The 17,159-nt window shown below is 67.9% G+C and carries 18 protein-coding genes, 1 tRNA gene and 1 other RNA gene; 7 read left to right on the top strand and 13 right to left on the bottom strand.

The features are described from left to right. The first annotated feature begins 6 nt into the window (after positions 1–6). Both ACWDKQ_RS17490 and ACWDKQ_RS17485 read left to right on the top strand, forming a co-directional pair. Complete coding sequence (locus ACWDKQ_RS17490; protein WP_450139776.1) at positions 7–477, top strand: DUF5753 domain-containing protein; 471 nt, start codon at positions 7–9, stop codon at positions 475–477. 9 nt (positions 478–486) lie between these two features. After that, positions 487–690 (top strand): DUF397 domain-containing protein, encoded by a 204-nt coding sequence (locus ACWDKQ_RS17485; protein ID WP_450139775.1) that lies wholly within the window; start codon positions 487–489, stop codon positions 688–690. A 380-nt stretch (positions 691–1,070) separates the two neighbouring features. Here the strand turns inward: ACWDKQ_RS17485 and ACWDKQ_RS17480 are convergent, their stop codons facing one another. The 3 genes from ACWDKQ_RS17480 to ACWDKQ_RS17470 all read right to left on the bottom strand — a co-directional run bounded on the left by ACWDKQ_RS17480 (position 1,071) and on the right by ACWDKQ_RS17470 (position 2,259). Then, positions 1,071–1,547: a tyrosine-type recombinase/integrase gene (locus ACWDKQ_RS17480; RefSeq protein ID WP_450139774.1), complete on the bottom strand. Its 477-nt coding sequence runs from the start codon at positions 1,545–1,547 to the stop codon at positions 1,071–1,073. Beyond that, positions 1,548–1,913 carry a hypothetical protein gene (locus tag ACWDKQ_RS17475; protein ID WP_450139773.1) on the bottom strand — a complete coding sequence of 122 codons (366 nt, stop codon included), beginning with the start codon at positions 1,911–1,913 and terminating at the stop codon, positions 1,548–1,550. Positions 1,914–2,183: 270 nt separating this feature from the next. Further along, a tRNA-Ala gene (locus ACWDKQ_RS17470) sits at positions 2,184–2,259 on the bottom strand. A 251-nt stretch (positions 2,260–2,510) separates the two neighbouring features. On the opposite strand from ACWDKQ_RS17470, the gene ACWDKQ_RS17465 reads away from it, so the two are divergent. Then, positions 2,511–3,761 (top strand): phenylacetate--CoA ligase family protein, encoded by a 1,251-nt coding sequence (locus ACWDKQ_RS17465; RefSeq protein WP_450139772.1) that lies wholly within the window; start codon positions 2,511–2,513, stop codon positions 3,759–3,761. Here the strand turns inward: ACWDKQ_RS17465 and ACWDKQ_RS17460 are convergent. The 5 genes from ACWDKQ_RS17460 to ACWDKQ_RS17440 form a co-directional block, all read right to left on the bottom strand. Further along, entirely contained in the window at positions 3,744–4,373 is a 630-nt protein-coding gene (locus tag ACWDKQ_RS17460; RefSeq protein WP_450139771.1) for a UdgX family uracil-DNA binding protein, read from the bottom strand. The genes ACWDKQ_RS17465 and ACWDKQ_RS17460 overlap by 18 nt on opposite strands. 3 nt (positions 4,374–4,376) lie before the next feature. Continuing rightward, positions 4,377–5,717, bottom strand: coding sequence for an NAD(P)/FAD-dependent oxidoreductase (locus ACWDKQ_RS17455; protein ID WP_450139770.1), 1,341 nt, complete (start codon positions 5,715–5,717; stop codon positions 4,377–4,379). Beyond that, on the bottom strand, positions 5,710–5,949 hold the full coding sequence (locus tag ACWDKQ_RS17450) for a DUF6158 family protein (RefSeq protein WP_450139769.1): 240 nt from the start codon (positions 5,947–5,949) through the stop codon (positions 5,710–5,712). Before ACWDKQ_RS17450 ends, ACWDKQ_RS17455 begins: the two co-directional genes overlap by 8 nt. Before the next feature lie 240 nt (positions 5,950–6,189). Next, positions 6,190–6,831, bottom strand: coding sequence for an MFS transporter (locus ACWDKQ_RS17445; RefSeq protein ID WP_450139768.1), 642 nt, complete (start codon positions 6,829–6,831; stop codon positions 6,190–6,192). A gap of 156 nt (positions 6,832–6,987) precedes the next feature. After that, positions 6,988–7,809, bottom strand: a complete 822-nt coding sequence (locus ACWDKQ_RS17440) for a GNAT family N-acetyltransferase (protein WP_450139767.1) — start codon at positions 7,807–7,809, stop codon at positions 6,988–6,990. Positions 7,810–7,875: 66 nt separating this feature from the next. On the opposite strand from ACWDKQ_RS17440, the gene ACWDKQ_RS17435 reads away from it, so the two are divergent. From ACWDKQ_RS17435 to ACWDKQ_RS17425, 3 genes are all read left to right on the top strand, one after another. Then, complete coding sequence (locus tag ACWDKQ_RS17435) at positions 7,876–9,525, top strand: DUF885 domain-containing protein (protein WP_450139766.1); 1,650 nt, start codon at positions 7,876–7,878, stop codon at positions 9,523–9,525. A 228-nt stretch (positions 9,526–9,753) separates the two neighbouring features. After that, entirely contained in the window at positions 9,754–10,032 is a 279-nt protein-coding gene (locus ACWDKQ_RS17430) for an SDR family oxidoreductase (protein WP_450139765.1), read from the top strand. Between the two features lie 363 nt (positions 10,033–10,395). Next, on the top strand, positions 10,396–11,091 hold the full coding sequence (locus ACWDKQ_RS17425; RefSeq protein ID WP_450139764.1) for a hypothetical protein: 696 nt from the start codon (positions 10,396–10,398) through the stop codon (positions 11,089–11,091). On the opposite strand, the gene ACWDKQ_RS17420 is transcribed toward ACWDKQ_RS17425, so the two are convergent. Together ACWDKQ_RS17420 and ACWDKQ_RS17415 are read right to left on the bottom strand one after the other, a co-directional pair. Beyond that, entirely contained in the window at positions 11,064–12,335 is a 1,272-nt protein-coding gene (locus tag ACWDKQ_RS17420; protein WP_450139763.1) for an MFS transporter, read from the bottom strand. The two genes, ACWDKQ_RS17425 and ACWDKQ_RS17420, sit on opposite strands and share 28 nt — an antisense overlap. A gap of 10 nt (positions 12,336–12,345) precedes the next feature. Then, positions 12,346–13,833: an amidohydrolase family protein gene (locus ACWDKQ_RS17415; protein ID WP_450139790.1), complete on the bottom strand. Its 1,488-nt coding sequence runs from the start codon at positions 13,831–13,833 to the stop codon at positions 12,346–12,348. A 118-nt stretch (positions 13,834–13,951) separates the two neighbouring features. On the opposite strand from ACWDKQ_RS17415, the gene ACWDKQ_RS17410 reads away from it, so the two are divergent. Further along, positions 13,952–14,950, top strand: coding sequence for an Lrp/AsnC family transcriptional regulator (locus ACWDKQ_RS17410; protein ID WP_450139762.1), 999 nt, complete (start codon positions 13,952–13,954; stop codon positions 14,948–14,950). A 347-nt stretch (positions 14,951–15,297) separates the two neighbouring features. Here the strand turns inward: ACWDKQ_RS17410 and ssrA are convergent. The 3 genes from ssrA to smpB all read right to left on the bottom strand — a co-directional run bounded on the left by ssrA (position 15,298) and on the right by smpB (position 17,127). Next, positions 15,298–15,668: a transfer-messenger RNA gene (gene ssrA, locus ACWDKQ_RS17405) on the bottom strand. Positions 15,669–15,757: 89 nt separating this feature from the next. Next, a complete protein-coding gene (locus tag ACWDKQ_RS17400) occupies positions 15,758–16,651 on the bottom strand; it encodes an amidohydrolase family protein (RefSeq protein WP_450139761.1) in 894 nt (297 codons plus the stop codon). Further along, positions 16,651–17,127 (bottom strand): SsrA-binding protein SmpB, encoded by a 477-nt coding sequence (smpB, locus tag ACWDKQ_RS17395; RefSeq protein WP_010693918.1) that lies wholly within the window; start codon positions 17,125–17,127, stop codon positions 16,651–16,653. The genes ACWDKQ_RS17400 and smpB overlap by 1 nt, the downstream gene beginning before the upstream one ends. Positions 17,128–17,159 lie beyond the last annotated feature (32 nt).

Here is a 17,159-nt window from a genome sequence, read left to right as displayed (position 1 = left end):
AGCACGATGCGGGACAGAATCGGCCTCTCGCTGTCGGTTGCCAATACCGCCGACGAGATTGAGGCGCGGGTGGCGGAGCGCGTACTACGCGGCAAGCGACTCCATGCCGATAACCCGCCCTCGCTGTGGGTGGTGCTTGGCGAGGCCGCGCTGTACCGGGAAGTTGGAGGTCGGCACGTACTGCGTGCCCAGCTCCAGCACCTCGTCGAGATCGGCCAGCTTCGCCACGTCACGATCCAAGTGCTCCCGTTCAAGACTGGCGAGCACATCGCGCTCGGGACGTCGTTCACGTTGATCCATCTCGCCGACCCCGTGGCAACCTTTGCCTACCTCGAAGGACTCACGGATGCCGATTACCTCGACCGGCCCAGCCACACGGCCGTGTATGCCGAAGTGTTCGATAAGCTGCGTGTGACAGCACTCGGCGACAGAGAGTCGGCGACGTTGCTCGAACGGCGGATCGAGGAACTCACCTAGGAGGGCTACATGCGAGCCCCAGAGCTTGGGCCGGTTACCTGGCGCAAGTCCAGTCGTACCACCGGTAACAACAACTGCGTCGAGATCGCCAGTCTCGGCCACGTCACCGCCGTACGCGACAGCAAAGACCCCCAGGGCGCCGCGTTCGTGTTCGACCGGTCGACCTGGTCAACCTTCCTCACAGCAGTCAAGACGGGCGAGCTCGACAGCTAACGAACGAGCCATTGCGCCCCGTCCGGAAGGTGCCGGGCGGGGTGCTTGTCATTCCGAGGTATCGCGACCGAGGCTTCGCGCCGAGCTTGGGCCTCGCCGGCGGGCCTTGGCGCTCTTGAATGCCATCGCCGAGTAGTGCGCCTTGCGAGCCGACTCCGCTCGTCGGGCGCGCTCCTTCGGGCGGCAGGACGCCGTCGGGGTCGACCTCGCGCTCGAACCGGTCGTGAGCCGCTCGGCGGGCTGCGGCGGTTCGTGCTGCTCGGTCTTCGGTGTTCCCCCACGATCGGTGTGCGGCGATCTTCGCGCGCAGGGTGCGCTGTGCCGGTGTCAGTGCCTCACTCATGCACCCAGGCACAGCGCACCCGTGTTACCCGATCGAGCTACAGGCGGTCACCGAGCGCCATTTCGCGATGCGCGTGCTGAGCGAGCGTTTGCGCGGCGGCCCTGCCGTAGTGGCGCACCATTTCAGCGGAAGCCCACCCCATGACTTCCATCAGTGCGGAATCGTTGCCGCCCTGCACCTTCCATTCGTGAGCGAGAGTGTGCCGGAACCGGTGGGCGTGCACCCGCTCGATTCCCGCGTCTTCACCTCGGCGCCGAAGCATGATCTTGACGCCGTTCGCGCGCAGAGGCTTCGGCCCCCGACTGGACAGCCACAAGTTCGGCAACTCCGCCCCCGGTTGCTTCGCACGCGCCCGCAGATACCTACTCAAAGCGCGACCGGTGTTCGCGCCGAATGGCACCGCCCGGTACTTATCCCCTTTTCCCAGGATCTGCAACGTGTCGGTCTTGAGATCGACGTCGGTCAACGACAGGTTTGTGACCTCCGAGAGACGCCCGCCGGTGTCGAACAGCAATCAAATGATGGCGGTGTCTCGGCGATCCGAGAAGCTCTTGCCGTCGCACGTGGCGAATAGCCGGGCAGTGAGGTCGTCATCGAGAACCGGAACGAGCTTTTTCGGCGTCGTAGGTTGCGGCATCCGATTCAGTGGCGACCGCGGCATCTCATCCTCGTCCACCAAGTACCGGAAAAACTGCTGCAAGCACTTGAACTTGTTCACCGCCGAGCTTGCCGACCGTGTCTCGATCATCCACCCGACGAACAGCTCGACCTGACCACGCTCCACCGCGGTCGGGTCCTCGACGGCGTCGCCGGCATCGTCGCCGACCCCGGCGAGTTCCTCGGGGCTGAGCGTGGCGAGATAGTCGGCGAACTGCGTCACAGCAAGTTCGTAGTTGTAGCGAGTGTTCGGGCTCCTGTTCGCCGCACTCGGCGACTGGTCGCACTCGTCGAGGTAAGTCGACCAAAGTCTCGTCGGCCGGTCGCGGTAGATCCGGTTGAGTCAAACGCTTGGGCGCCTTTGTGCGCTTACTTCCCGTGTCGATCATGCTCTAGTCAAGGTGTCGCCGAACTCAGTGCAACACCTGGTGAAGCGGTAACCCGGGCACAAAAAGAGGGAGAAACACCGTCTGACCTGGTGTTTCTCCCTGTATGGTGGAGCTGACGGGATTCGAACCCGTGACCCCTTGACTGCCAGTCAAGTGCGCTACCAGCTGCGCCACAGCCCCTCGTACTATTTCCCCGAGTGTTCGGTTCGTCCGGTGTTCCTTCCCGAACCGCTCATCTCGTTGTGTCAATACAGTACAACAGGCTTCCGGAGGGGTTTTCAGGGGGTCCCCCTCTTGGATCTACCCAGGGCTCCGGTCGAGCTGCTACACCCTGGGGCGTGGCGACAGCACAGCACGTGTGTCCTTCGCTGGTGGCTCCCGAGGCCGAGGGGGCTGATCCCGAGAGGCGCCGTGAACTGCAGGAACATCGGTTGCGCAGGTTGGTCGACCGGCTGCTGGCCGCCGGCGGCGTGCAGGCCGGGCGACTTCGGGACTGCGGCATCTCGGCGGGCTCCGACGCGGGGCTCGCCGATTTGCACCGGTTGCCGTTCGTCTCCAAGCAGGACTTCTGGGATTACTACCCGTTCGGCCTGCGCACCGCCGCCGACGAGGACGTCGTCTGCGTGCACGGCACGTCCGGCACGTTGGGGCGGGCGACGCTGGTGCCCTACACCGCGCGCGACGTCGCCGTGTGGGCGGAGGTGATGGCGCGGGCATTGGGCGGAGCAGGCGTGACGCGGCGAAGCGTCGTGCACTGCGCCTACGGGTACGGCCTGTTCACCGGCGGGCTCGGCGTGCACCACGGGGCGACGCGGATCGGCGCGACCGTGATTCCGGCGTCCAGCGGCGCCACCGACCGGCAGCTCCGGTTGTTGCTCGATCTGCGCCCCGATGTGTTGTGCTGCACACCGTCGTATGCGATCTACCTCGGCGAGGCGTTCGCGTCGACCGGGATCACCGCCGAGCAGTTGTCGCTCCGGGTGGGGTTGTTCGGGGCCGAGCCTTGGACCGACGAGATGCGGTTGAGCATCGAGGGGCTGCTGGGGTTGCGGGCGCTCAACATCTACGGGCTCACCGAGGTGATCGGCCCGGGTGTGGCATGCGAGTCGTTGGACTCCGAGGGCCTGCTGAACGTCGCCGAGGACCACTTCTTGCCTGAAGTGGTCGATGCGGACGGCGAGCCGCTGCCGGACGGCGAGGTCGGCGAGTTGGTGTTCACGACGTTGACGAAGACCGGCACCCCGCTGCTGCGCTACCGGACCGGCGACGTGGCCGCGCTGGCCGGGCCCGTGCCTGGCTCTGCGCGGACGCTGCGCCGGATGAGCCGGGTGCTGGGCCGCACCGACGACATGCTGGTCGTTCGCGGCGTCAACGTGTTCCCGTCGGAGATCGAAGCCGTGTTGCTGGTCGATCGTCGGGTGGCACCGCACTACCTGATCGTCGAGGACCTCCGCGACCGGTCGCGGCCGGAGTTGCGGATCGCCGTCGAGCCGCAGGACCCGCACGACGACACCGACCTCCTGGCGGACCAGCTCACGGACGTTCTGCAGGCGCGACTCGGCATCACGTGCATCGTCCGGGTCCTACCGCCCGACCACATCCCACGCGCCGAATCGGGCAAGGCCCGGCGGTTGGTGCGCTGGGAGCGCGACGGCGTCGTGCCGCTACCCGGCCTGGAGTGATCGCAAGGCTTGCGCCGCCACCTGCAGGTCCTCGACGAACCCCTGGTACATCGCCTCCCGGTCGTCGGCGCGAAGAATCGCCGACGGGTGGATAGTTGCCACCACCTGGGCATCGTGATCGGGCAGGTCCAGCACGGTGCCGCGTTCCTTGGTGATCCGGAACGACGCGCCCATCATCGCCTGGGCCGCGGTCGCGCCGAGGCAGATCACCAGGTGCGGCTTGACCACCCGCAGTTCGGCGTCCAGCCAGGGGCGGCACGCGTTCACCTCGGTGCGGGACGGTTTTTGGTGGATGCGCCGCTTCCCGCTCACGCGCTCGAACTTGAAGTGTTTGGTGGTGTTGGTGAGGTACGCCTCGCTTCGCCGGATGCCGACCTCCTCCAACGCGCGGTCCAGCATCCGGCCAGCCGGTCCGACGAAAGGTTCGCCCTTCCGGTCCTCCTGGTCGCCCGGCTGTTCGCCGATCACCACGACCCGCGCGGTCTCCGGGCCCGCGCCGAAGACCGCTTGGGTCGCGTCGCGGTAGAGCCCGCAGCCCCGGCAGTCCTGCGCCGCCTTGCGCAGGCCCGGCAAGCGGGCCTGCGGTGGAACGAACTCCTCCGCGCCGGACATGGCTCAACCGGCGACGCGGCCGTTCGGTTTGGGCAGACCACGGGTGTTGGCGGCCTTGACGAACTCGGCTCGGGGGTCGTGCAGTTCGCCTAGCGCGACGACCTGGCGGGGGAACGGCAGTTCCATCAGCCAGTCACCGAGGATTCGGGCCTTGTGGGATGCGGTCGGCATTCTCACCAGGTGGTAGCCGCGGTGCAGCAGCCACGCCGGGAGGCCCTTCAGCTTGACCCCGTAGACCTCGGCGGCGCCCTGGAACAGGCCGAGCCCCGCCACCGACCCCGCATACTTGTGCTTGTAGTTCACGAGTCGTTCGCCGCGCAGCATCGCGAGGATGTTGTCGGCCAGAACCTTGGCCTGCCGGACCGCGTGCTGCGCCGACGGGCTGCACAGGGCGTCCGGGTCGCTGCTGGTCAGATCCGGGACCGCAGCGCAGTCACCGGCCGAGAACACGTTGCGGGTGCCACGGACCTGGAGCCTCGCCGTGCATTCGACGCGGCCCTTGGCGTCCCTCGGCAGGTCACTGTCCTCCAGCATCGGATGCGGCTTCACCCCGGCCGTCCACACCACGGTGTCGGCGTCGAACTCGTCGCCGTCTGAGAGCACCGCGTGACCGTCCACGAAGGACCTCGCGATGGTGTTCAGCTTCACCTCGATGCCGCGTTCCTCCAGCCGTCCCTTGGTGTACTCGCTCATCGGCAGGCTGACTTCGGGCATGATCCGGCCCATCGCCTCGACCAGCACCCAGCGCATTTCCTGGGACGAGACCTGCGGGTAGCTGCGGATCGCGTAGCGCGCCATGCTCTCCAGCTCGGCCATCGCCTCGATGCCCGCGTAGCCGCCGCCGACGAACACGAACGTCAGCAGCCTGCGGCGGAGCCGTTCGTCGGTGGTGCTGGCGGCGATGTCCAATCTGGACAGCACGTGGTTGCGCAGGTAAATCGCCTCGCCGATGGTCTTGAACCCGACGCCCTGCTCGGCCAGGCCCGGGATGGGCAGCGCCCGCGAGATCGAGCCGGGCACGACCACCAGCATGTCGTAGCCGAAGCGCTCGATCTTGCCGTCGCCGAGGGTCGCGGTCAGCCGCTGCTGGGCGTGGTCGATGCAGGAGACCTGCGCGGTCAGCACCTCGCAGTTACGCAGCGCCTCCCGCAGCGGCACCACCACATGCCGCGGTTCGAGCGAGCCGGCCGCGGCCTCCGGCAGGAACGGCTGGTAAGTCATGTGCGGTTGGGTGTCGATCACCGTGACCCTGGCTTCTCCGGGCTTCATCTTCCGCTGCAGGCGCAGCGCGAGGGTCAGGCCGACGTGTCCGCCGCCGATGATCACGACGCGTGGCTCAGGCATGTTGCGGCTCTCCTCTCGCACCGGAGCGGGTGCGGCGGGGATCCACCTCGCGTTCCGGGTGCCGCCGCAGGTACTCCTGTTCGAGCTCGAACGTGCGCGCCGTGTGCTCCCGAAGCGCATCCGGCGAGCCGTGCAGGAAGGTCTCGTTGCGGGTCTGGTGCAGGTGGCGCAGCTCCCGCAGCAGCAGTTCCTCGGCCAGCTCGTTGCCGGGAATTCCGGTGGTCGTGCTCATGTCGTCCTCCCGCATCGGCAGGCACACGAAAGTCACGACGCCGCGGGTCACGACGCCAGTGCCGGGATACCCGACGATCCCCGACCGGACACCTGCCCCTCGTGCGTCCAGCGTGCGGGGCGGCGGGCCGCGCGGCGACTCGATCGAGTTCGCCTGATCCGGACCGGGACCGGCGCGCGGTCGAAGGCGCGATTCGCGCGAAATCGCGGCTTTCTCCTCACCTGGGAAGGATCCCGGGGCTCAAGCCGCCTCGGTGGTGGGTTCGGCGCGGGGCGGGGTGGCCGGGCGGGTCTCCGGGGCGCCGATCCAGGCCAGCAGGCCGAGCACCGCGGTGAAGCCGGTGACGGCGAACGCCACGCCGTAGGACATCGTGTCGGCGAGCATGCCGGCGATCAGCGGACCGAGGATCGCGCCGAAGTCGGCGGACATCTGGAACGCGGCCAGCACCGGACCGCCCTTGCCCTTCGCGCCGATGATGTCGGCGACCGCGGCGTTCTGGGCGGGGTTGAGGATTCCGGCGCCCAGGCCCGCGATCAGCGACGCGGCGAGGAACCACGGGATGGAGTCGGTGACGCCGAGCGACGCGGTGGCCAGACCGGAGACGGCCAGCCCGATGAGCACCAGCGGCTTGCGGCCGCGCTTGCCCGCGACCCGGCCCGACAGCAACAGCACCGCGGCGTTGCTTAGTGCGAACACTGACAACGCGATGCCGGCCATCGACTGGGTGGAGCGCAGGGCTTCGACCACGAAGAGCGGAACGAGCGCGATGCGGACACCGTAAACGGCCCAACCGTTGCTGAAATTAGACAGCATCGCCGCCCGGTAGGCGCGGTGGCGCAGCGCTTGACCGACCGCAACACTGCCCTGCGGGACGCCCCACACCCCGGGCTATTTCGCGGGGACAGCCCCGATGTGGTTGGCATTCATGGACGTGGTTGGCATTCATGATGTCGGGGATCCCACAGCGAGACAGCCCCTGAGGTTTGCCACCCGCACGCTACGCGAACTGGGTTGAGAACAAGCTCCAAGCGGTCTTCGTCACAGCAGATCATCGATCCGGCGCGCGTAGGCGGTCACCGCGTAGACCACCTCGAAGCCGCACGCCTCCGCGAACCGCTCCGCCGTCCCGCCCTCTTCGGTGTGCGCCGCGACCAGCAGCGCTCCGCGCCCGCGCAGTTCCTCGACGACGTCCGCGACCAGTTCCCGCCCGACGCCGCGGCGCCGCCGGCCGGGCCGCACGACCACCTGCTCGACCAGGCCGATGCCGCGCTCGACGAAGCCCTGGGCGAATCCCGCGATGCGATCGGCACCGGGGTCTTCGACGACGCGCAGCACGCAGCGCGGGTCATCGATCCGGTGTCCGAAGTTGCGCAGCAGCAGCCGCTCGTCCGGGTCGGAGAGCCCGGCGTCGTCGGCGATCAGGTCCACGATCTGGGGTAGGTCGCGGTCCACGGCTGGACGTGCCCCTCCCGTGGCGTCCTGGCGGAACCGGTGCAGCAGCGCCACGAGTTCTTCCACCGCGCGCCAACCGGCGTCGTCGGCGATGCCCTCAATCTCCGCGACCGTGGTCGGCGAGGCGTAGACGACGGCCTCGGCGAGGCCCGCCTCGGCGAAGACCTGCTCCAGTTCCAGCAGGGTTCCGGCGATCTCCGCGAGGGTTCCCCACAAGGCGCACGCGTGGTTCGCGGCGGGCAAGGGGTTGTCCTGGTTGAGCACCACGGTCGCCGCGCCGACCCGGGTGCGCAGCCCGTAGCGCACGACGGCCGATGCCAGTCGCGCGGTCTCGACCAGCCCTGCGAGGTCTCGGGCCTGCCTGGGGTGGAGCAGGGCTTCGTCGTCGGGGTCGTGCAGCGGATCCACCCCTTCATTGTCCCCGCCCCGTTCAACCCAGCGGTCAGTCGGACCGTTGAGGCAGGATGGAACGCTGTGAGCACGCCCGCGCAACTCGCCGAGGAACTGCTGGCCGTCTTGTTCGACGCAGACCCGGTCGGCGCGACGCTCTACGGCATTCGGGGCCGCGACGACCGGCTGTCGGACATATCCGCAGGAAACGAGCTCACGCTGCGGGAACGCGCCGAGAACATCCGGGTCCGGGCGATGGCGGTGGACACCGCGCACGCCGATCTGGAGCAGCGGCTGACCATCGCGGTGGTCGTGCACCAAGCGCAGGCGCTGGTCGACCAGTTCGACGCCCGCTCACCCGAGTACACCGTAATCGGGAACCTGTTCGCGCCGGTCGCGGGCGTGCTGTTCCGGCTGGGCCAGGTGCCTGTCGGCGACGCGCCGCAGGTCGAGGACTTCTTGCTGCGGCTGCGGCAGATCCCCGAGTTCACCGCTGCCGCCGCGCAGCGGCACCGCGAAGGAGTCGCCGCCGGACGGGTGCCGGTTCGACCGCTCGTCGACAACGCGATCGAGCACCTCGACGGCTACCTCGCCGAGCCCGACGCCGACCCGCTGCTCACCCCGGAACTACCCGGCCCGGCGCTGCAGGAGGAGCGCAAGCGGCTGCTGGTCGAGGTGGTGCATCCGGCGCTGCGGGAGTACCGGAACGTGCTCGCCGCCGAGATCGCCCAGCACTCGCGCCCCACCGAGCAGCCCGGGCTGTGCTGGATCAACGGCGGCCGCGAGATCTACCGGCGGCTGGTGCACAGCCAGACCACCACCGAGCACACCCCGGAAGAGCTGCACAAGATCGGGCAGACCCACCTCTTGTCGCTGCGCGGCGAGATCGGCGAGCTCGGCGCGAACATCTGGGGCGAATCCGATCCCGATGCGGTGCTGCGAAGGCTGCGAGCGGACTCGGCGTTGTACTGGAAGGACGGCGAAGAACTGCTGACCGCCGCGCGCAGCGCGATCACCAAGGCCGAAGCCGTGGCGCCGCAGTGGTTCGGGCGGCTGCCGAGCCAACCGTGCGAGGTGCGCCCGGTGCCCGGCACCGCGTCGGCCAGCACGCCGATCGGCGTCTACCTGGCGCCGGCGCTGGACGGTTCGCGGCCCGGCGTGTACTTCGCCAACACCGAGCAGGCCGAGCAGCGGCCACGGTTCGCCTCCGAGGTGATCGCCTTCCACGAGGTCGTGCCCGGTCACCACCTGCAGTTCAGACTGGCACAGGACCGGGCCGACCTGCCGCTGCTACGCAGGTTGATCAGCATCACGGCCTACACCGAGGGCTGGGGCCTCTACACCGAGCGGCTGGCCGACGAGATGGGGCTGTACTCCGACGACCTGGCGCGGCTGGGCATGGTCGTGCAGGACCTGCTGTGCGCCGCGCGACTGGTCGTCGACACCGGACTGCACGAGTTCGGGTGGGGCTGGCAGCATGCGCTGGACTACCTGCTCGCGCACACCACGCTGTCCCGGCTGGAGGCCGCGTCCGAGATCGACCGCTACATCAGCGTTCCCGGCCAGGCGTTGTCGTACCTGTTGGGGCGCTTGGAGATCGAGCGGATCCGCCGCACGGCCCGCGATCGTCTCGGCGCCGCTTTCGACATCCGCCGGTTCCACGACGCGATCCTGGGGCACGGCGCACTGCCGCTGTCCACATTGGACGTGCTCGTCCGCGAGGAACTCGTCTGACTCCTCCTGCGACATCCAGGTGATCCGATCCGAGGCCACCCGAAAACGACACGCACGCATTAATGTCGATACCGAGCGTGCTCGAACCGTGGTCAACCACGCGGCGGCTGCGGCCGCCGACTTGAGCGGGTTTCCCACCGGATCCCGGAGGCGTCATGAGCGGCGATTTCGACCCCTCGCTCAGGTGAGCCGACCGGCTGTGGGTGTCCCAAGAGATACGGAGGCGCCGTGACCGGGACCTTCCACCACCGACAGGAAAGACTGCGTCGCGAAGCCGAGGAGCTGCGCGACCGGCTGCTGCCGAAGTGGCAGAACCTCGTGCTGCAGCGATTCGTGGTGGAGCGCGACAGCGGCTGGTACACGCTGCTCAACCAGTTGGCCGCGCAGACCCCGCTGGGCCGCATCGCCGAGCCCGCCGACATCACCGACATCGCGGCGTTCCTGGCCTCCGACGACAGCCGGTGGGTCACCGGCCAGATGATCCACGCCGGCGGCGGCACCTTCTAAACGCCTGGCCCGGACGATTTCATTGAGCGTTTCGGTGCGGTTCTCAGCAGCCCCGAACCACCGGCCTTGCAGCATCGCGGCTGCGGATCAGCCCGGATGAAAAGGCTCAATGGAAATCAGAGCTCTGATTTCCATTAACCGCTGGCTGAACCCGGACAGCTCCCCGAGCGCATCGGCTTGGCCGGTGTCGTGCACACTCATCATCGAAGCCCTTGGTTGTGATCTTCCGTCTGTCGCAAGAGGAATGCTCAACCAAGGGCTTCATCCATGATCAACCGGGACCCAATACGGTGCTACGTGGTTAAACAACAAGCTAAGGGGCCGGATCAGGGTGATTCCCGGGGCGCCACCGGATGTCCGCGGGTGGAGGCGACCGGCAACCTGGTGTCCGTGTCGAAAGCAAACTCGCAACGTTGGCGGCAGGCCGTCGTTTGGCTGCACGTGATCACATCGGTCGGCTGGATGGCGCAAGCGCTGGTGCTCTTCGCCCTGCTGGCAACGAGTTTCACCAGCGACGACCTCGCAGTCCGGATCGGCGCGACCTCGATGGCGCGCATGGTGGACACGCACCTACTCGCCCCGTTCGCGAACGCCGCGGCATTCACCGGCTTCATGCTCGCGGCGTCCACGGCCTGGGGCTTCTTCAGGAACTGGTGGGTCCTGGTAAAGTTCGCGATCACCGTCGTCCAGCTCTACGCCGGGATCTTCATCCTCTCCGACGCGTTGGAAGGCTCGGCCGTAGCCGCCCGGGCAGGCCTGGCCGCCCCGCCGCCAGCCCTGCTCGTCGGCACCGCGTTGATGGCCTCGGCGATCGCCGTCCAGGCGTGGCTGTCCATCGCCAAGCCCTGGCGCCGCACCTCTTGGGCGGCGAAGGCAAAACTGCCGACCGCCTCGAACCGGGTCTTCGCGGCGGCGGTGGCTGCGCCGCTGATCGACATCGCCACCGGGCTGTTCCTCGGATTCCCGTCACCGCTGTGCCAGCTTCTCGTCCTGGCCACCCGCCTGATCTCCAGGCAACGGCAGGTCCGGGCTCATCTCGTCGGGAGCCGGTTGGCGTAGATTGCGAGGCTGCCGATCAGCAGCAGGGCAACCATCGAGAGCAGGCCCACCACCGTGCTTCCGGTGGCGTCCTTGACGAAACCGATCAGCGTCGGGCTGATGAAACCGCCGAGCAGGCCGATGCTGTTGATCAGCGCGATCCCACCAGCCGCCGCCGTGCCCTTCAGGTACGTCGACGGCATCGCCCAGAACACCGTGTAAGACGCCCACATGCACCCCGTCGCGACGGTGATTGCGATCAGCGAAACCGCGAAGCTGCTGGCTGTGAAGGCCGCGACCGCGAGCGCGACGGCACTGATCAGCGCCGTGATCGAGCTGTGCAGGCGGCGTTCACCGGTGCTGTCCGAGCGCCGCCCCAGCACGACCATCAGGAGGATCGCGAACGCGTACGGCAGCGCCGAGTAGAGGCCGATCGTGACGGTGTCGGTGAGCCCGTTCTCCTTCAGAATCGTCGGCAGCCAGAAGCTCACCGCGTAGAGGCCGCTGATCAGGCAGAAGTACCCGATCGCCAGGGCGTACACCCGCGGGTCGCGCAGCACCTCCCGGAAGCTGTGTGTCCCCTCGTCCCGGTCCACCGCGAGGTCGCGGCGCAGCAGGTCCTTCTCCTCGGCGCTGAGCCACTTCGCCTGCTCCGGGGTGTCGGCCAGCGTCTTCCATACGACGAACGCGAGCACCACGCACGGCACGCCTTCCAACAGGAACATCCACTGCCAGCCGTGCAGTCCGGCGACGCCCTCGAAGTTGGTGATCAGCCATGAAGACACCGGGCCGCCGAGCATCGAGCCGATCGGACCTGGCAGCATCAGCAGCCCCATCGCCGCCGCCATCCGCGCCGGCGGGTACCAGTAGGTGAGGTAGAAGATGATGCCGGGCGCGAAACCGGCCTCGAACACGCCGAGCAGGAAGCGCAGCACGTAGAACGTTGTCGCGTCGCTGACGAGCATCATCGCCGCCGAGGTGAGCCCCCAGAGGACCATGATGCGGAAGATCGTCTTGCGGGTGCCGATCTTCTCCAGCAGCAGGTTGCTGGGCACCTCGAAGATCACGTAGCCGAGGAAGAAGATCCCGGCCGCCAGCCCGTAGACCGACTCGCTGATCCCGATGTCTTCCTGCATGTGCAGCTTGGCGAACCCGATGTTGACGCGGTCCAGGTAGGCGAAGGTGTAGCAGAGGATGAGCAGCGGCAGGATCCGCCAGCCCACCCGCCGGTAGAGGGCGTCGCGCGCCACGGCAGTGTTGGTCATTCTTGCTCCATCAGTTGCGGTGGCGACCGAAGATCGGTGCGCCAGGCAGGCGGTCGAGTTGGATCTTCTCGTCGCGGACGACGAAGGTGCCGCCCACGAGCACGTGGTCGATTCCCGTGGAGGGCCGCACCTGGGTGGCGGTGGCGCCGCTGGCGATCGTGTCCGGGTCGAACACCACGATGTCGGCGTCGGCGCCGACCTGGATCCGCCCCTTGCGCCGCATAGCGGGTGCCGCGGCTTCCAGGATTTGCGCCGGCAGCAGGGTGCAGCGCCGGACGGCCTCGGCCAGCGGTAGCACGCCGAGTTCGCGGACCAGCCAGCCGAACGTCCGCGCGTAGCAGCCGACGCTGCGCGGGTGGGTGTAGATGTCGTCGGCGAGCGGCCAGGTTTCGCCGGCCTGCCCCACCAGCGGAACCGCGTCCGAGGCGATCGCCGTGTCGGCGAACAGCAACGAGCGCTGCAACGTCGCCAGATCGGCTGGATTCGACTCGTCGAGCCAGTCAAAGAGGATCAACGCCCCGGGATCGGCTTCACGCAGTTCCGCCAGCCGCGACGCGTCCGCGACGCGCTCCCCCGTGGACAGGCAGAGGATGTTCTTCGGGACCATCCCGAGCCGGTGCAGCTGTTCGGGCGCGAGGAAAGCCGCGCCGACCACCGTCGACGCGGAGCCGTACGGGTACGCCTCCGTGGTGACGTGCAGGCCGTGCCCCCGGGCTCGCTCGATCGCCCCCGAGACGTCGTCGATCATCCGGTTCGAGGTGCTGTTGATGTGGCACATGTGCATGTGCGCGCCGGTCCCGGCCGCCGCCGCGATCACCTCCAGCACGCCTTCCAGCGAGGTCCCGGGCTCCTCGGTGGAAATGAAGCGGGTGTGGGTGAAGGTCGGCACGCCGAGCCGCGCGGCCAACGACGCAACGGCGAAGTACTCGTCGCGGCCCGAATCGGGCGCGTACCCGACCAGCATCCCGATGCCGAGCGCGCCGTCGTGGATCTGCTCCTCCAGCACGTCCAGCACCCTCGCCACGTCGCGGGCACCGGCTGGGCGACGCCAGTTCGGCGCGCCCTGGTGCGTCGAGAACATCTCGAACGACGCGCCCAGCTCGACGCCGTCCAGCAACCGCATCCGGGCCAGCGCCCAACCCGCGGAGTAACCGAAGTTGATCGGCCGGCCTACGGCCGCTGCGTCGGCGTAGGCGGTCCGAACCGGCAGCGCGCCCGCCTCAAGTTCCAGCGCCGTGGTGACGCCGTCGAGGGCCTGCAGCCGCAGCCCGGTGACCGTCTGCGCGTGGCTGTGCAGGTCGATGAAGCCCGGTGCGAGCACGCGATTCGAGACGTCGACGACCACGTTCCCGGCCAGGCGATCCGCCGCGACGGCCGCGATCCGGCCGTCGCTGATGCCGACATGGCGCACCCCGTCCAGCCCGGTTTCCGGGTCGATCACCTGCGCGCCCGCCAGGACTAGTTCGAAATGCTGTTCGCCACCAACCATGCGAAGCAGCGTCGGAGAAACCTCATCACAAGAACCGCATAACGATGGATATCCGCGCCTGATCCGGTTTAGATGTTGGAAAACGACGCAGCCGTCACACGGCCGTCATACACGAGGATGGTGCGGGGTGCTGGACGAAGTGGACCTTGCGCTGGTAGACGCCCTGCAGATCAACCCGCGAGCGAGCTGGACCGCGCTTGCCGAGGTGCTGGAGCTGGCACCCGTCACGCTGGCCCGCCGCTGGCAGCGGCTGACCGACGCCGGCGCCGCGTGGATCACCGTGGCGCTGGGCAACAGCTCCTCGAAAGGCGCGACCGTCGAGTTCGCCTGCGCACCGGGTACTGCGGTGCAGGTCGCCAAGCGGCTCGCCGAGTTGCCTCACGTGATCACCGTCGGCGTGACCACCGGCGAGTACCAGGTGTTCGCGCTCATCATGGCGCCGACGCTGGGCGCGATCTCCAACGTGCTGCTGCGGACCCTGCCGCTGCCGAAGGAGGTCACCAAGGTCCGCAGCCACGTCTTCGGAAGCACCTTCGGCGGCATCATCTGGCGGCTTGGCGTGATGAACCGCAGCCAGGCCGAGCAGGTCCGGGAGTCCGTGGGTCCGCCGCCGCGGGAGATCCGTCCGTTCGGCGCCGCCGACCGCGCCCTGTTCCTGGCGCTCGGCCACGACGGCCGCCGCAGCTACGCAAGCCTGGCAAGCGAGCTGAACGCCTCGCCCCAGGCTGTGAAGCGCCGCCTCGACCGGCTCCGCCGACACGGCGACATAGCATTCCGCTGCGACGTGGCCCGACCGCTGGCGGGCTGGCACACGATGGCTCTGCTGTGGCTGGCGGTTCCCGACACCGAGGTGCAACGCATCGGCAAATCCCTTGGCAGCTGGCCGGAAACCAGGCACTGCGCGGCGGTGACGAGCCCGACGAACCTAGGCCTGATCGTTGGCCTGCGCTCCCTGAACCACCTGGACGACCTGCTGATCCGAATCGCCCACGAACACCCCGACACCAAGGTGGTGGACCGCAAACTAGTCCTGCAGACGACGAAGGTCCACGGACGCATCCTCGACGACCAAGGCCGAAGCACCCGAGTCGTCCCGGTAGACCCCTGGGCAGCCCTCCCGACCTGACGCGCCCGCGAGCGTCTTTTTGTCGCTATAAGCCGCTATAAGCCGCTATAGCGCCTGACAAAACGGCCTCTGCAGCAACCAAAAGCGCTCTGACGATCAACAGCAACCACACCACGTCGGCCACGAACCCGTGCTTCGATCCGAAACAACCAGCCCAAACTGCCCCACCAAGCCACCCAGAACCAAATCCCACATCAGCACAGTTCCAAACCCAGGCGAGCCGAGCCCTCCCTGAATGTGAGAGACCAGGAAAACCGACCATCGCAGCGCGGTGAGCTGGGGCAGGCCCCCGAAATGGTCCGAGAACGAGAAAGGCGAGGGCCCTGTGCGAGCACTCGCCTTCCACGAAGTGGAGGTGCCGGGAATCGAACCCGGGTCCTCCGTCGCCTCACCAAGACTTCTCCGTGCGCAGTCCGCTGTGTCTCTACTCGGCTTCACCGGTCTCGCGAACTAGCCGGTGTGACAAGCCCAGTCGCTGTTGGATGTCCCACCAGGTCCCGCGACCGGACCTGGCGGTAAGAGCCTCCTAGCTGATGCCGGATCCCGGGTCGGAGGCAGTCCCGGTCCGACAGAGTCGCTCCTCGCTCAGGCGGCGAGGGCGAACTCGCGCTGACTCTTGTCGGCGCTTATTCAATTGCGGCGACGCTCACGGTGGTCTCCCGCCTGCACCGGCACGCTTCCCTTGGATCAACGTACGGAGTCGAAACCGTTCACCCCCTTGCTGCCGGCTCGACTTTCGAACCGGTGTACACCAGGATAGCGCCTCGCCCCCCGGCGATCATTCCCATATCCCTCAAACGATCAAGTTCATAACCCGAGCAGCATAGATGGCGTGTCGTGCAGCACGGCGCGCAGGAAGTCCGCGCCGAGCCGGTCATCGGCTTCGGCCCAGCTCGCGATGGCCGCGAGCTGCTCTGCGTACGGGTAGGGGATGTTCGGGAAGTCGGTGCCCAGCACGATCCGGTCGGCGTGCGCGGCCAGCCTGGCCGACCAGTCCGCAGGCAGCGGGGCGATTCGTTCGGTGAAGGCGACGCCGACCATCGTGGTGTCGAGGTGAACGCCCGAATAGCGCTCCACGAGGTCCAGCGCCGCCGCGTAGTCGGGCATTCCCGCGTGCGCCAGCACCGCGACCAGTCGCGGGTGGCGCCGCAGCACGCCCTCGAACACGTCTAGCCCGGTGTGCCGGCCCTTCAGCGGGCCGTCGCCGCAATGCACCACGATCGGCACACCCGTCTCGGTGAGCAACCCCCAAGCGGGATCGAGCAATGCGTCGCGCGGGTCGAAAGCACCGACCTGGACGTGCGCCTTCACGCACCGCGCACCGGCATCGATCGCTTTGGCCAGGTAGTCCGCGACCGACGGCTCCGGGAAGATCGTCGCCGTCGGCACCGCGTCGGGTGTGCGGTCGGCGAAGTCGAGCGCCCAGTCGGTCAGCCAGGCCGCCATGTCCGGCCGGTGCGCGTAGACCAGCGGCGCGAAGGTCATCACCCCGAGATCGCGGAGCACCTGGATTCGGGCTTCCTCCGTGTGCCGGTAGTGGATCGGCCACTCGAAGCCGTAATGCGTGGTCCCCTCATCGAAGTAGGCCCAGACCTTGCGCAGCACCCGCTCTGGCAGGAAGTGCGTGTGAATGTCGACCAAGCCGGGCAGCCCCAACTCGGAGGTCCAGGCCTGGACCTCCGAATCGTTGCGCGGCGGCACTAACGCATGCCCTTGCGCGCGCGCCCGATGGCCTTCTGCATCTCCCGGTCCGCGTCGCGCTTGGCCAGGTCCTGGCGCTTGTCGTGAGCCTTCTTGCCTCGCGCGAGGGCGAGTTCGACCTTCGCCTTGCCGTCGCTGAAGTACAGCGACATCGGGATCAGGCTCAGCCCGCTCTCTTTGATCTTGCCGATCAGACGGAGAATCTCGTGCTTGTGCAGCAGCAGCTTGCGGGACCGGCGCGGCTCGTGGTTGGTCCACGTCCCCTCGGTGTACTCGGGGATGTGCACGTTGCGCAGCCAGACCTCGCCGTCGTCGACGGTGGCGAATCCGTCAACCAGCTGCGCCTTGCCCTGCCGCAGGCTCTTGACCTCGGTGCCGGTCAGCACGATGCCGGTCTCGTAGGTGTCCAGCACCGCCCAGTCGTGCCGCGCCTTGCGGTTCTGCGCGATGACCTTGCGGCCGCGTTCCTTCACCATACGAACAACTCTAGCTTTCGTGTCACGTGACT

Source organism: Saccharopolyspora sp. NPDC000995 (assembly GCF_053599315.1).
The sequence above is the reverse complement of the archived record's forward strand: the minus strand, read 5'-3'. Positions and strand labels throughout refer to the sequence as shown.